General features: G+C 71.3%; 16 protein-coding genes. 7 read left to right on the forward strand and 9 right to left on the reverse strand.

Annotated elements, in window-relative coordinates:
- Nucleotides 1-53 precede the first annotated feature (53 nt).
- The 3 genes from hemE to ASE43_RS20435 all read right to left on the reverse strand — a co-directional run bounded on the left by hemE (nt 54) and on the right by ASE43_RS20435 (nt 2522).
- Nucleotides 54-1145 (reverse strand): uroporphyrinogen decarboxylase, encoded by a 1092-nt coding sequence (gene hemE / locus ASE43_RS20425; RefSeq protein WP_057161745.1) that lies wholly within the window; start codon nt 1143-1145, stop codon nt 54-56.
- Nucleotides 1146-1274: 129 nt separating this feature from the next.
- Nucleotides 1275-1532 (reverse strand): WGR domain-containing protein, encoded by a 258-nt coding sequence (locus tag ASE43_RS20430; protein ID WP_056182710.1) that lies wholly within the window; start codon nt 1530-1532, stop codon nt 1275-1277.
- Between the two features lie 36 nt (nt 1533-1568).
- Nucleotides 1569-2522 carry a helix-turn-helix domain-containing protein gene (locus ASE43_RS20435; RefSeq protein WP_057161746.1) on the reverse strand — a complete coding sequence of 318 codons (954 nt, stop codon included), beginning with the start codon at nt 2520-2522 and terminating at the stop codon, nt 1569-1571.
- 106 nt (nt 2523-2628) lie between these two features.
- Between ASE43_RS20435 and ASE43_RS20440 the strand changes: the two genes are divergently transcribed.
- Complete coding sequence (locus tag ASE43_RS20440; RefSeq protein ID WP_057161747.1) at nt 2629-3261, forward strand: cysteine hydrolase family protein; 633 nt, start codon at nt 2629-2631, stop codon at nt 3259-3261.
- A 97-nt stretch (nt 3262-3358) separates the two neighbouring features.
- Here ASE43_RS20440 and ASE43_RS20445 read toward each other — a convergent pair whose 3' ends face one another.
- The 3 genes from ASE43_RS20445 to ASE43_RS20455 form a co-directional block, all read right to left on the reverse strand.
- Nucleotides 3359-3808 (reverse strand): hypothetical protein, encoded by a 450-nt coding sequence (locus ASE43_RS20445; RefSeq protein ID WP_056182722.1) that lies wholly within the window; start codon nt 3806-3808, stop codon nt 3359-3361.
- Between the two features lie 113 nt (nt 3809-3921).
- A complete protein-coding gene (gene aroB / locus ASE43_RS20450) occupies nt 3922-5043 on the reverse strand; it encodes a 3-dehydroquinate synthase (protein ID WP_057161748.1) in 1122 nt (373 codons plus the stop codon).
- A complete protein-coding gene (locus ASE43_RS20455) occupies nt 5040-5594 on the reverse strand; it encodes a shikimate kinase (protein ID WP_056182727.1) in 555 nt (184 codons plus the stop codon). The genes aroB and ASE43_RS20455 overlap by 4 nt, the downstream gene beginning before the upstream one ends.
- A gap of 123 nt (nt 5595-5717) precedes the next feature.
- Between ASE43_RS20455 and ASE43_RS20460 the strand changes: the two genes are divergently transcribed.
- On the forward strand, nt 5718-5921 hold the full coding sequence (locus ASE43_RS20460) for a dodecin family protein (protein WP_056182730.1): 204 nt from the start codon (nt 5718-5720) through the stop codon (nt 5919-5921).
- 28 nt (nt 5922-5949) lie between these two features.
- On the opposite strand, the gene ASE43_RS20465 is transcribed toward ASE43_RS20460, so the two are convergent.
- On the reverse strand, nt 5950-6762 hold the full coding sequence (locus ASE43_RS20465) for a kinase (protein ID WP_057161749.1): 813 nt from the start codon (nt 6760-6762) through the stop codon (nt 5950-5952).
- Between the two features lie 17 nt (nt 6763-6779).
- Here ASE43_RS20465 and pdxH point away from each other — a divergent pair, with 17 nt between their 5' ends.
- Together pdxH and aac(6') are read left to right on the forward strand one after the other, a co-directional pair.
- Nucleotides 6780-7382, forward strand: coding sequence for a pyridoxamine 5'-phosphate oxidase (gene pdxH, locus ASE43_RS20470; RefSeq protein WP_057161750.1), 603 nt, complete (start codon nt 6780-6782; stop codon nt 7380-7382).
- Entirely contained in the window at nt 7337-7846 is a 510-nt protein-coding gene (aac(6'), locus tag ASE43_RS20475) for an aminoglycoside 6'-N-acetyltransferase (RefSeq protein ID WP_157500156.1), read from the forward strand. Before pdxH ends, aac(6') begins: the two co-directional genes overlap by 46 nt.
- A gap of 129 nt (nt 7847-7975) precedes the next feature.
- On the opposite strand, the gene ASE43_RS20480 is transcribed toward aac(6'), so the two are convergent.
- Nucleotides 7976-8389: a GNAT family N-acetyltransferase gene (locus tag ASE43_RS20480; protein WP_057161751.1), complete on the reverse strand. Its 414-nt coding sequence runs from the start codon at nt 8387-8389 to the stop codon at nt 7976-7978.
- An 82-nt stretch (nt 8390-8471) separates the two neighbouring features.
- Here ASE43_RS20480 and ASE43_RS20485 point away from each other — a divergent pair, with 82 nt between their 5' ends.
- The 3 genes from ASE43_RS20485 to ASE43_RS20495 all read left to right on the forward strand — a co-directional run bounded on the left by ASE43_RS20485 (nt 8472) and on the right by ASE43_RS20495 (nt 11352).
- Nucleotides 8472-9266, forward strand: a complete 795-nt coding sequence (locus ASE43_RS20485) for a cobalamin-binding protein (RefSeq protein ID WP_057161752.1) — start codon at nt 8472-8474, stop codon at nt 9264-9266.
- A gap of 161 nt (nt 9267-9427) precedes the next feature.
- Nucleotides 9428-10387, forward strand: a complete 960-nt coding sequence (locus ASE43_RS20490; protein WP_157500157.1) for a triacylglycerol lipase — start codon at nt 9428-9430, stop codon at nt 10385-10387.
- 2 nt (nt 10388-10389) lie between these two features.
- Entirely contained in the window at nt 10390-11352 is a 963-nt protein-coding gene (locus ASE43_RS20495) for a lipase secretion chaperone (protein ID WP_057161754.1), read from the forward strand.
- A 126-nt stretch (nt 11353-11478) separates the two neighbouring features.
- Here ASE43_RS20495 and ASE43_RS20500 read toward each other — a convergent pair whose 3' ends face one another.
- A complete protein-coding gene (locus ASE43_RS20500; protein WP_057161755.1) occupies nt 11479-11973 on the reverse strand; it encodes a DUF4426 domain-containing protein in 495 nt (164 codons plus the stop codon).
- Nucleotides 11974-11995: the final 22 nt, after the last annotated feature.

Consider the following 11995-nt stretch of genomic DNA (forward strand, 5'->3'; position numbering starts at 1 on the left):
GGATTCGGGATTCGCAAGAGCGATCCCTAAAGCTTGTCCCTAATCCCTAATCCCTAATCCCGGCTCCTAACACTGAGTTCGTGCACCGCGCTCACCATCGCCGCCACGTGGTCCGGGCTCATGTCCGGCGACAGGCCGTGGCCGAGGTTGAACACGTGGCCTTCGCGCGAGCCGCCGTTGCCGTCGCGGTAGTCGTCCAGCGCGCGTCCGACCTGCTCGCGGATCGCCGCGGGCGTGGCGTACAGGGTGACCGGGTCGAGGTTGCCCTGGATCGCGACGCGGCCGCCGATGCGGCGCGCGGTGTCGCCCAGGCCGATGGTCCAGTCCACGCCCACCGCTTCAGCGCCGCTGCCGGCCAGGTCTTCCAGATAGGGATCGTTGCCCTTGCCGAACAGGATCAACGGCGCGCGCTGCGCGCCCGCGCCGCGCGGCAGCTCGGCGGCGATGCGCTGCAGGTAGCGCAGCGAGAACTCGCGGTACATCGCCGGCGACAGCACGCCGCCCCAGGTGTCGAACACTTGCAGCGCCTGCGCGCCGGCGGCGTGCTGGGCCTGCAGGTAGGCGATCACCGCGTCGGTGACCACGCCCAGCAGCTTGTGCATCGCCGCCGGATCGTTGAGCGCTAGCGCCTTGACCTTGGAATAGTTGTCGCTGCCGCCGCCCTCGACCATGTAGCAGGCGATGGTCCAGGGGCTGCCGGAGAAACCGATCAGCGGCACCGAACCGTTCAATTCGCGGCGGATCGTGCGCACCGCGTCCATCACATAGCGCAGCTCGCCTTCCATGTCCGGCACCGCCAGGCGGTCGATGTCGGCCGCGCTGCGGATCGGGCGTTCGAACTTCGGACCCTCGCCGTCGGCGAAGTACAGGCCCAGGCCCATCGCATCGGGCACGGTGAGGATGTCGGAGAACAGGATCGCGGCGTCCAGCGGGAACCGGCGCAGCGGCTGCAGGGTGACCTCGCAGGCCAGCTCCGGGTTCTTGGCCAGGTTGAGGAAGCTGCCGGCCTGGGCGCGGGTGGCGCGGTACTCGGGCAGGTAGCGGCCGGCCTGGCGCATCAGCCACACCGGCGTGCGATCGACCGGCTCGCGGCGCAGGGCGCGCAGGAAGCGGTCGTTGGCGGGTGCGGCGTCGGTAAGGCTCATGCTGGATTCCTGGTGCGCGGGGGCGTCGGCTGGGCGCGCATTATCGCGGTGCGGCGGGGCCGAAGCGAGCCGCGCAGCGCTGCGTGGCTGCGTTGCTGTGTTCCGCGCGGGCGCCCGCGCGGCGCGCCGTCACTCCGTCGGCGCTTCCGCGCCCTGGGCGAACATCAGCTGGAAGCCGCGCTTGAGCTGCTGATCGCGCGCATGTTCCAGCGCGGCGAAGGCGCTGTCGCGGTCCATGAACTGCTCGCGGCGCACGCTGCTGCGGCCGCCGATCTGGCCGGTTTCGCGCACCAGGGTCCAGCCGCCCAGCAGATCGGGCTGCAGCATCAGCTGCACGAAGCGCGGGGCTTCGCGGCCGTCGGGGCGTTGTTGTAGGAGTAGGCGCACGCCTGGATTGTAGCGGCAGGCGGCGCCGCAACGGGGTCAGCCGCCGCGGAACTCGCGCCGATAGGCCGAGGGCGAGGTCTTGAGCGCGGCCGCGAAGTGCTGGCGCAGCGACACCGCCGAGCCGAATCCGGTGTCGGCGGCGATCGCCTCGATCGGCCGATCGGTGCTTTCCAGCAGCCGCTGCGCGCGCGCCAGGCGCTGGTTCGCCAGCCACTGCGCGACCGTGGTGCCGGTGCTCTGACGGAAGCGGCGGGTGAAGCTGCGCCGGCTCATCAACGCGCGTTCGGCCAGCGCGTCCAGGCTGTGCGGCTGCTCCAGATGGGCCAGGGCCCAGCTCAGCACCCCGGACAGGCGCTCGTCCTGGGCCGAGGCCGGCACCGGCCGCTCGATGTACTGGGCCTGGCCGCCCTGGCGGTGCGGGGCCACCACCAGCCGCCGCGCGACCCGGCTGGCGAGGTCGGCGCCGCAGCGCCGGCGCAGCAGGTGCAGGCAGCAGTCCAGCGCCGCCGCGGTGCCGGCCGAGGTGGTCAGTTCGGCGTCGTCGACGTAGAGCACGTCCCATTGCAGGCGCACCTGCGGATAGCGCTGGGCGAAGTGCTCGCTCCAATGCCAATGGGTGGTGGCGCGGCGGCCGTCGAGCAGGCCGGCCTCGGCCAGCACGTAGGCGCCCAGGCACAGGCCGACGATCTGCGCGTCGCGCGCATGGGCCCGGCGCAGGGCCTGCAGCAGGGCCTCGGGCGGGCGTTCGTCGGCATCGCGCCAGGACGGCACGATCACCACGCCGGCCTCGTCCAGGCCTTCCAGCCCATGTTCGACCGCGATGCTGAAACCGGCCTGGGTGCGCAGCGGGCCGGGTTCGGCCGCGCACACGCGCAGGTCGAAGCGCGGCTGGCCGTCGAAGCCGCGGTCCTCGAACACGATGCAGGGCACCGACAGATGGAAGGGGCTGATGCGGTCGAAGGCGACCACGGCGATGGTTTCAGCGTTCATGGCCCGATTCTATCGAATATTGGCAATCGGGCCACTGTCGGCGATTCCGCCTCAAGCGGAGCATGTGCCTCGTCCGATCCCTTCCCCACTCATTAGGAATTCCGCCATGACCCGCAAGCGCGCCCTGATCGTCGTCGACGTCCAGAACGAGTACTTCAGCGGCGGCCTGCTCATCGAGCACCCGCCGGTGAGCCAGACCCTGCCCAACATCGGCCGCGCCATGGACGCCGCGCGCGCCGCCGGCGTGCCGGTGGTGGTGGTACAGAACACCGCGCCGCCGGAGGCGCCGGTGTTCGTCAAAGGCACGCCGGGCTGGGAGCTCAACGAGGTCGTCGGCGGCCGTCCGCGCGACCACTACATCGAAAAGAATTTCCCCAGCGTGTTCACCGGCACCGATCTCAAGGACTGGATCGCGGCCAACGGCGTCGACACCCTCAGCGTGGTCGGCTACATGACCCACAACTGCGACGCCTCGACCATCTTCGAAGCCGCGCACCTGCAGCTGAACGTGGAGTTCCTCAGCGACGCCAGCGGTTCGCTGTCGTATGAGAACAGCGCCGGCCAGGCCAGCGCCGAGGAGATCCATCGGGTGTTTTCCGTTGTCTTCCAAAGCCGCTTCGCCGCGGTGCTGAGCACGCAGCAGTGGATCGAGGCGATCCAGGCCGACGCGGTGCCTTATCTGGACAATCCGTACGCCTCCAACCAGCGCGCCCTGGCGCGGGTGAAGGCGGCGGCGTAAGCGCGACTCGCCGGCCCTTCGCTCGCTATCGGGCGAGGGGCGGCGCAGGCGGACGAAGCTAGGTCCGACTCCCTAGCGGGCTGCGCGGCAACGCCGTTTACTGCTGCGACAACTCAACCGGTCCGACCAAGGTTCCGGACAGATGTTCGAAGTGAGTGACCTCGCCCAGTTGCGGCGGATTGCCGACCGCGCTCGCCTTCAGCTGGACCGTGCCGTCGCGGTACTCGTTGACCCGGTAGGTCGCGCCGCCGCCCTGCGAGTAGCGCCCGGCGCTGACGTAGCGCATGCCGGTGAGGACGATGCGCCACTCCTTGCCGCTGGCGTCCAGCGTGGCCGTGCCCGCGCGCGATGCCGCGCCGCGTTGCGCATAGGCGCGCACCACGTCGGCGATGGTGTCGGTCCAGGCCTGCCAGTCGATGGCGTAGACCGCCACCGCGGTGCGCGCGCGCGGATACGGGCCGTAGCGTTCGAACACGGCTTGCGCCGCGACCTGCACCGACTCGGTCGCGCAATAGTGTTTGTCGAGAAAGTCGAACTGCGAACTCATGCGGTGCCCCTGTGCGCCTGCAACGGATGGAACCGCTCGTTGCGGCAGCGGGCCGGTGGCGCACTGTGCGGCTCCGGGGTCGGCGAGGCAAGGCCCGCCGGTAACGGGCTCGATTAGCCGCTGGCGAGGACGTTCAACACCGCTTCGTCGGCCACCCCCGACACGATCCGGGCCAGGCCGGCGCGATCCCACAGAATGAAGCGCAGGCCGCTGGCGTCGGCTTTCTTGTCCAGGCGCATGCGCGCGAGCAGGGCGTCGGGCGACAGGCCTGCCGGGATCGTGGTCGGCAGGCCCAGCGCTTCCAGCAGGCTGCGCAAGCGTTGGGTGTCGGCGGCGTCGGCCATGCCCAGCTCCGCCGACAGTCGCGCCGCCAGCACCATGCCGACCGCGACCGCTTCGCCGTGATTGAGGCCATCGCCGGTGGCGCCGGCGTAGCCCTGTTCGGTTTCGATGGCGTGGCCGAAGGTATGGCCGAAATTGAGCAGGGCACGATCGCCGCGCTCGTAGGGGTCGCGCGCGACCACGTCGGCCTTGTAGGCGCAGCTGCGCGCGATCGCCTGCGCCAAGGTCGCGTCGTCGCCGCTGAGCAAGGCCGTGGCATGCGCCTCCAGCCAGGCCAGGAAGCTCTCGTCGAAGATCGCGCCGTACTTCACCACTTCGGCCAGACCGGCGCGCAGTTCGCGCGCGGGCAGGCTGCGCAGGGTGGCGGTGTCGGCGATCACCGCGCGCGGCGGATGGAAGGCGCCGACCAGGTTCTTGCCGCTGGGCAGATCGACCGCGGTCTTGCCGCCGACCGAGGAGTCGACCATCGCCAGCAGGGTGGTCGGCAGCTGCACCACATCGACGCCGCGCATCCAGCAGGCGGCGGCGAAACCGGCGAGGTCGCCGACCACGCCGCCGCCCAGGGCCAGCACGGTGGCGTCGCGGGTCGCGCCGAGCCGGGCCAGCGCGTCCAGGCATTCGCCGAAGCGCGCCAGGGTTTTCTCGTGTTCGCCCGGCGGCAGCACGTAGCGCGCCAGCGACAGGGTGGGGCGGGCCGCCCGCAGCGCGCGTTCCAGCGCATCGGCGTACAGCGGCGCGACGTGGCCGTCGCTGACGATCAGGGCGTGGCGGCCGCGCAGGTGCACGGCGACGTGCTCGGCGTCGGCGAGCAGGCCGGGGCCGATGTCGATCGCATAGGCGGCGTCGCCCGACACCTTCACTCTGTGCAAGGGCTGGGAGGCGGGGGTAGTCATGCGGAGGCTCCGTGCGCGTGCGCGGGACGGCGCCAGCAAAGGTCGAGTTCGTCGGCGAGCTTGGCCGCGGCGTCGGCCGCGGTCATGCGTTCGGTGTCGAAGCGCAGATCGGCCACTTCGGCGTACAGCGGCGCGCGCTGCGTCGACAGCGTGCGCAGCACGTCCTCGCGGTCGTCGCGCGCCAGCAGCGGGCGGGTGCGGTCGCGCGCCAGGCGCTCCAGTTGCGCCTCCACGCTGACCTGCAGGTGCACCACATAGCCGCGCTCGCGCAGCAGGGCGCGGTTGTCCGGGTCCAGCACCGCGCCGCCGCCGGTGGCCAACAGCAGGCCGTCCTCGGCCAGCAGCTCGGCCAGGGTCGCGCGCTCGCGCGCGCGGAAGCCGGCCTCGCCCTCGCATTCGAAGATGGTGGCGACGGTGGCGCCGGTGCGCTGTTCGATCTCGCGGTCGGCGTCGGCCAGGCGCAGGCCGTAGCGCTCGGCCAGGCGGCGGCCGATGCAGCTCTTGCCGGCCCCCATCGGGCCCACCAGGATCAGATTGCTCGCGGGATTCATGCCGCGATTGTAGCCAGCCGCGGCCCCGCGCTGGCGGCGGCTGTTGCGTGGCCTTAACGCCGGCCGGCCTAGGCTCGCGGTTCCGGTCGCAAACCCGCGCGCCGGCCAGACAGGAGCACGCCCATGGCGATCGCCAAGATCATCGAACTCAACGCCTCTTCCAAGACCAGCATGGAGGACGCGGTCAAATCGGGACTGAAGAAGTGCGGCGAATCGGTGAAGAACATCAAGGGGGCGTGGGTCAACGAGATCAAGGTCGTGACCGAGGACGACGGCACGGTGACCGAGTGGCGGGTCAACCTGCGGGTGAGCTTCATCGTCGAGTGACGGCGCCGTCGCGCGCCAGCGCGCGGCTCTAGGCGAGCACGCGCCGGCGCGCGTCCACCGGCACCGTCCAGTCGGCGATCTCCGGCAGCCGCGCCAGCGCCTGCCGGCTCACCCGTTCGAACAGGCGCACGAAGCGTTCGATCCGGGCGCGGTCCATGCCCGCGCGCCCGGGGCTGGCGGCCTGCAGCGCACGCTCCTGTTGCCAGCGCCACTCCGGTACGTGTTCGAAGCCCGGCGGCTGCAGGAACAGCAGCCGGTCCAGGCGCGCCCACAGCGCCGGGTAGTCCTGCGCCAAGGCCTGGTTGCAGTAGCCGCGCCAGACGCCGTCGCGGTCCTCGTCGCGCTCCAGGGCGTTGATCGGCTCGATCAGCTCCGCCCCCGTCTGCGCCGGGGTCTTGAGGAACCAGCCTTCGAACAGGGTCAGATCGACCGCGCGCAGGCGCGGCCAGCGCGAGGGCGGCAGGCGGCGGTCGCCGAGCTTGTCGAAGCGCGGCAGGCGCGCGGCGCCGCCGGCGCGCAAGGAGTCCAGGGTGGCACAGGCCAGTTCGACCTCGTGAGTGCCCGGCGGGCCGCGCGTGGCCAGCAGCGGATGCACCCGGCGGCCCAGTTGCGCGCGTTCGCGCCGGCCCAGGTAGCAGTCGTCGATCGACAGCACCGCCACCCGCAGTCCGCGTTCGCCGGCGAGCGCCGCGACCTGCGCGGCCAGGGTCGACTTGCCGCTGCCTTGCAGGCCGGCGATCGCGTAGACGCGGGCGTCGTGGCGCAGGGCGTCGGTCAGCACGCGTTCGACGAAGTCCGCAGCGTAGGCGCTGGCGGCGGAGGGATGCGTAGCGGGCGGCATCGCGCGACAATAACCCAATGAACCCACATCCCTTGTTAGCCGAAGCCATCGCAGGATTTTCCGGTCTGTTCGAGGAGGCGCGCGTCGCCGGCGAGCCCGATCCCACCGCGATGACCATCGCCACCGCCGGCCTGGACGCGCGTCCGTCGGCGCGCACCGTGCTGCTGAAAGCGCACGACGCGCGCGGTTTCGTGTTCTACACCCATCTGGACGGGCGCAAGGGCCGCGAGCTGCAGGCCAATCCGCATGCGGCGCTGTTGTTCCATTGGCCGCGCGTGCGCAACGGCGTGCAGGTGCGGGTGGAAGGCGCGGTCGAGATCGTCTCCGACGCCGAGGCGGACGCCTACTTCGCCTCGCGTCCGCGTGTGAGCCAGCTCGGCGCCTGGGCTTCGCTGCAATCGGAAACCCTGGCATCGCGCGAGACCTTCGAACAGCGCCTGGCCCAGATCGAGCAACGCTTCGACGGCCGCGAGGTGCCGCGTCCGCCGCGTTGGACCGGCTTGCGCGTGCGGCCGGAGAAGATCGAGTTCTGGTACGGCGCCGACTTCCGCCTGCACGAGCGCTGGCTGTACGAATGCGACCGCGCCGGCGACTGGTCGAAGCGGATGCTTTATCCGTGAGCGATGCCGGGCGGGTGCGGCCGGCGACCGCGGCCGACCTGGCCGACTGGGCGCGGCTGCGCGGCGCGCTGTGGCCGGACGAGGAGGGGGAGGAGCCCAACGATCACGAGGGCGAGATGCGCGAGGCGCTGGCGCGTCCGGAGCGCGATCTGTGCGTGCTCGCATTCGACGCGCACGGCCGCGCCTGCGGCTTCGCCGAGGCCAGCCTGCGCACGGACTACGTCAACGGCACCGACAGCTCGCCGGTCGGGTTTCTCGAAGGCTGGTACGTGGCGCCGGAACAGCGCGGCCGCGGCGTCGGACGCGCCCTGATCGGCGCGGTCGAGCGCTGGACGCGCGAACGCGGTTGCGAGGAGCTGGCTTCCGATTCGCTGTTGGACAACCACGACGCCCACCATGCGCACGCGGCCTGCGGCTTCGAGGAAACCGAGCGCGTGGTGTATTTCCGCAAGCGCCTCGGGTAACGCGATGGTGCGGTTAACACCGCACCCTACGGCCCCAGCTGCCTTGCGTAGGATGCGGTGAGCAAAGCGAACCGCATCGTCGCGCCGCTCGGGCAACGACGCCGGCGCCGAAACCGCCGCGCAACCGCCTCAATACTCGCGCTTGTACCAGAAGGTGTGCTGCATCGGCGCCATGCCCGCGCGTTCGTAGAAGCCGACCGCGTCCGGCACCGAGGCCAGGATCAGACTTACCGTCGGCCCGAGCTGGCGCCGCGTCTCGTCCAGCAAACCCTGGCCTATACCCAGTCCCTGCGCCGCTTTCGACACCGCCAGCTCCGACAGATAGCAGCACCAGGCGAAATCGGTGACGCAGCGCGCGATGCCGACCAGTTCGCCGTCGGGCCGGCGCGCGCTCACGATCAGATCGGCCGCGTCCAGCATCCGCTGCAGGCGCTGCGCGTCGTCGACAGGACGGATCGCGCCCAGGCCGGAATCGACCAGGACGTGGCGGAAGTCGGCGACGGCGACGGTGGCCTCGCGGGCGTAGACGATGGCGGGTTGCATGCGGCGAAGATCGCATCGCGCGGCGCGCCTGGCAATCGCCGCCGGCCGCGTCGGCGCCCCCCGGTAATGCGACAATCGCGACATGGGCCCCCAACGCATCGTCTGCCTCACCGAAGAACCGACCGAGACCCTGTACGCGCTCGGCGAACAGCACCGCATCGTCGGCATCAGCGGCTTCACCGTGCGCCCGCCGATCGCGCGCAAGGAAAAGCCCAAGGTCAGCGCCTTCACCAGCGCCAAGATCGACGAGATCCTCAAGCTCCAGCCCGATTTCGTGATCGGCTTCTCCGACATCCAGTCCGAGATCGCCGCCGCGCTGATCAAGCAGGGCGTGGAGGTCTGGATCAGCAACCACCGCAGCGTCGAGGGCATCCTCGACTACATCGCGCGCCTGGGCGCCCTGGTCGGCGCGGCCGACCGGGCCGTGGCCTACGCCGACGAACTGCGGCGCGGGCTGGACGCGATCGAGCGCGAGGCGCAGACCTATCCGCGCCGGCCCAAGGTCTATTTCGAGGAGTGGGACGAGCCGCTGATCACCGGCATCCGCTGGGTCGCCGAGTTGGTGCGGATCGCCGGCGGCGACGACGTGTTCCCGCAGCACGCGGCGCAGTCGCTGGCCAAGCACCGCATCCTGGCCGACGCGGCCGAGGTGATCCCGCTGGCGCCGGACATCGTGTTCGGCTCCTGGTGCGGCAAGAAATTCCGTCCCGAACGCGTGGCCGCGCGGCCAGGTTGGGACGCGATCCCGGCGGTGCGCGACGGCGAGCTGCACGAGATCAAATCGCCGCTGATCCTGCAGCCCGGTCCGGCCGCGCTCAGCGACGGCGTGGCCGAGATCGCCGCGCATATCCGCGCCTGGGTGCAGCGCAACAATTAGCCCGGGCTCGGCGCTTGGCCAGCCCGGCCTGGCGCGATAGGCATCACGGTTCGCTCCCGTATGGTGCACTGCGGCGTGCAGGTTCCATACGCATTCGTACAGTCGATCGGGCCGGCGCCGCCGGCCTCGCCTGCGGTACGGCACCGTTTCTGGGAGGGAACATGTCGCGATCGATCCTGCGTATGGGCGCGTTGCGCGCCGGAGTCTGGGCCAGGCTGTTCGCGGTCCTGCTGTTGCTGTCGGCGGCCCTGCCGGCCAGCGCCGACGATTACACCAAGACCAAGCACCCGGTCGTGCTGGTGCACGGCCTGTTCGGCTTCGACGAACTCGGCGGCATCTACGACTACTGGTACGACATTCCCGGGCAGCTGCGTTCGGGCGGGGCCAAGGTCTATGTCGCCAACGTGTCCTCGGCCAATTCCAGCGAACTGCGCGGCGAACAGCTGATCGACTACCTGGAAACCCTGCAGGCCACTTACGGCTACAGCCGCTTCAACCTGATCGGCCACAGCCATGGCGGACCGACCGCGCGTTACGTGGCTTCGGTGCGCCCGGACCTGGTCGCCTCGATCACCTCGATGGGCAGCCCGCACACCGGCAGCAAGGTCGCCGACGGCATCGGCACCGCGTTCCCGCCCGGCTCGCCTGGCCGCGGCCTGGTCGCCGGCCTCGCCGATGCGCTGGGATCGTTCCTGGAGTTCCTGTCCGGCGACGACGATCCGCAGGACGCGCTGGCCGCCTTGGCTTCGCTCGACAGCGCCGGCGCGGCCGCGTTCAACGCGCGCTATCCCGAGGGCCTGCCCGGCAGCGCCTGCGGCCAGGGCGCGGCCAGCGTGCGCGGCGTGCGCTACTACTCGATGGGCGGCACCTCGCCGCTGAGCAACGTGTTCGATCCCAGCGATCTGCTGCTGGGCGCGGGCGCGCTGTTCTTCGGGTTCGAGGCCAACGACGGCCTGGTCGGGCGCTGTTCCTCGCATCTGGGCAGCGTGATCCGCGACGACTACGCCTGGAACCACCTCGACGAGGTCAACCAGGTCGCCGGCCTGCGCGGCCTGTTCGCGTCCAATCCGCCCAGCGTCTACCGCGCCCATCTGAACCGGCTGAAGAACGCCGGGCTGTAGGCATGCTGCGTTTCACGCTGGTACTGATGCTGGCGGCGGGCCTGGCGCTGGTGCTGGGGCTGTCGGGCCGGAGTCGCGAGACCACGCCGGCCCTGACCCCGGCACCGCCCTCGGCGGCCGCCAACGCGGCCGCCGATGCGCGCATGGGGCGCCCGCCTGCCGCCGCGGCCGCCGCGGACGACTCGCTGCGCGGCACCGGCGTCGACGGCGGCTTGACCTTGAATGCCGCGGGCAAGGCGGTTCCGGATCGTGCGATGCGGCGGCTATTCGACTACTTCCTCACCCGCCTGGGCGAGCGCTCGCCCGCGACCATCCGCGACGACCTGCGTCGCCATCTGCAGCCGCGCGTCGGCGCGGCGGTGCTGGCGCAGGTACTGGCCTGGTTCGATGCCTATGTCGCGCTGGAGCGCGAAAGCGCGGCCTTGGGCGCCAGCGGCGATCTGAGCGCGGATCTGCAGCGTCGCCGCGAGCTGCGCCGCCGCCGCCTCGGCGCCACGGTCGCGCAGGCCTGGTATGGCGAAGACGAGCGTCGCCTTGAGCACGCGATCGCGCGCCAGGCGCTGCAGCGCGATCGCGGTCTCGCGCCCGCGCAACGCGCCACGCGCCTGCGCGAACTCGATGCCGCGTACGGCCTGGACCTGGACGCGACCCGCACGGAGGGCGACACGGTCGCCCTGGCGATGCGCCAGAGCGCGCGCTTCGAGGCCGAGGGCGCCGCGCCGGAACGCCGTTACGCCGAACGCGAAGCGGCGTTCGGGCGGGAAGCGGCGCAGCGATTGGGCGAGCTCGATCTACGCCGCGCGCAATGGAATCGGCGCGTGGCCGCGTATCGCGTCGCGCGCTCGCAGGTGTTGGCCGATCGCGGTTTGAGCGCGGCCCAGCGTCAAGCCCGGCTGGCGGCGCTGCTGGCGCCGTTCGATGCGCGCGAGCGTCTGCGCATCGAGGCGCTGACCCGCAACGACTGATCGTGGCGCCGCGCTGGCGATCCGCTCATGGTTCGACGGGTTCACCGCGAACGCATCGTGGAGCGACGCGGCGCCCCATCCCGATCAACTGTCGCGGTTCGGATGCATTACGTCCGCGCGCGACCTTCAGCGCGGATAGAACTCGCGGCTGAACTGCAGCGTGGTCGGTGCGCCGCCCTCCGGCGCCACGCTCAACTCGAAGCGCAGGGTGTCGGGCAGGGCGATCTCGACGGTGCCCACGTAGTCCAGCAGTTGCGCGCTGCCCGCCTCGCCGGTACGCAGTTCGCGCAGTTCCAGCGTGCGGCGCTGGCCGCGCAGGTCGGTTGCGGTCGCGCTCACGCGCGCCGGGATCGCGTTGTCCTGGCCGTCCGGGCCGCGTCGCACCGCCACCAGCAGCAAGACCGTGGCGTCGTCGCGCGCGATGCCGTACTGCTGCGCGACCGCCGGCGACAGCGCCGAGGTCTGCAATGCGCTGGCGCGCACGGTGACGTCGCCGCTGCGCACGGTCGCCTCCTGCGGCGCGGCGCCGGCGCTGCCGGAGCCGGTGGGCACCGCCGCCTCGCGGCCGCAGCCGCTCAGCAGCGCGAGGGACAGCAGGCAGACAGCGAGGGCGGTGCGCATGGCGGCGGTTCCGGTGGAAAGG

The organism is Lysobacter sp. Root983, assembly GCF_001429345.1.
In the GTDB taxonomy this organism is placed as follows: Bacteria; Pseudomonadota; Gammaproteobacteria; order Xanthomonadales; family Xanthomonadaceae; genus Lysobacter.

Excerpts from the sequence above, each read along its gene's own strand:
- hemE (WP_057161745.1), bottom strand. The coding sequence starts at position 1,145 with ATGAGCCTTACCGACGCCGCACCCGCCAACGACCGCTTCCTGCGCGCC.
- ASE43_RS20435 (WP_057161746.1), bottom strand. The coding sequence starts at position 2,522 with ATGAACGCTGAAACCATCGCCGTGGTCGCCTTCGACCGCATCAGCCCC.
- ASE43_RS20440 (WP_057161747.1), top strand. The coding sequence starts at position 2,629 with ATGACCCGCAAGCGCGCCCTGATCGTCGTCGACGTCCAGAACGAGTAC.
- ASE43_RS20445 (WP_056182722.1), bottom strand. The coding sequence starts at position 3,808 with ATGAGTTCGCAGTTCGACTTTCTCGACAAACACTATTGCGCGACCGAG.
- aroB (WP_057161748.1), bottom strand. The coding sequence starts at position 5,043 with ATGACTACCCCCGCCTCCCAGCCCTTGCACAGAGTGAAGGTGTCGGGC.
- ASE43_RS20455 (WP_056182727.1), bottom strand. The coding sequence starts at position 5,594 with ATGAATCCCGCGAGCAATCTGATCCTGGTGGGCCCGATGGGGGCCGGC.
- ASE43_RS20460 (WP_056182730.1), top strand. The coding sequence starts at position 5,718 with ATGGCGATCGCCAAGATCATCGAACTCAACGCCTCTTCCAAGACCAGC.
- ASE43_RS20465 (WP_057161749.1), bottom strand. The coding sequence starts at position 6,762 with ATGCCGCCCGCTACGCATCCCTCCGCCGCCAGCGCCTACGCTGCGGAC.
- pdxH (WP_057161750.1), top strand. The coding sequence starts at position 6,780 with ATGAACCCACATCCCTTGTTAGCCGAAGCCATCGCAGGATTTTCCGGT.
- ASE43_RS20480 (WP_057161751.1), bottom strand. The coding sequence starts at position 8,389 with ATGCAACCCGCCATCGTCTACGCCCGCGAGGCCACCGTCGCCGTCGCC.
- ASE43_RS20485 (WP_057161752.1), top strand. The coding sequence starts at position 8,472 with ATGGGCCCCCAACGCATCGTCTGCCTCACCGAAGAACCGACCGAGACC.
- ASE43_RS20490 (WP_157500157.1), top strand. The coding sequence starts at position 9,428 with ATGTCGCGATCGATCCTGCGTATGGGCGCGTTGCGCGCCGGAGTCTGG.
- ASE43_RS20495 (WP_057161754.1), top strand. The coding sequence starts at position 10,390 with ATGCTGCGTTTCACGCTGGTACTGATGCTGGCGGCGGGCCTGGCGCTG.
- ASE43_RS20500 (WP_057161755.1), bottom strand. The coding sequence starts at position 11,973 with ATGCGCACCGCCCTCGCTGTCTGCCTGCTGTCCCTCGCGCTGCTGAGC.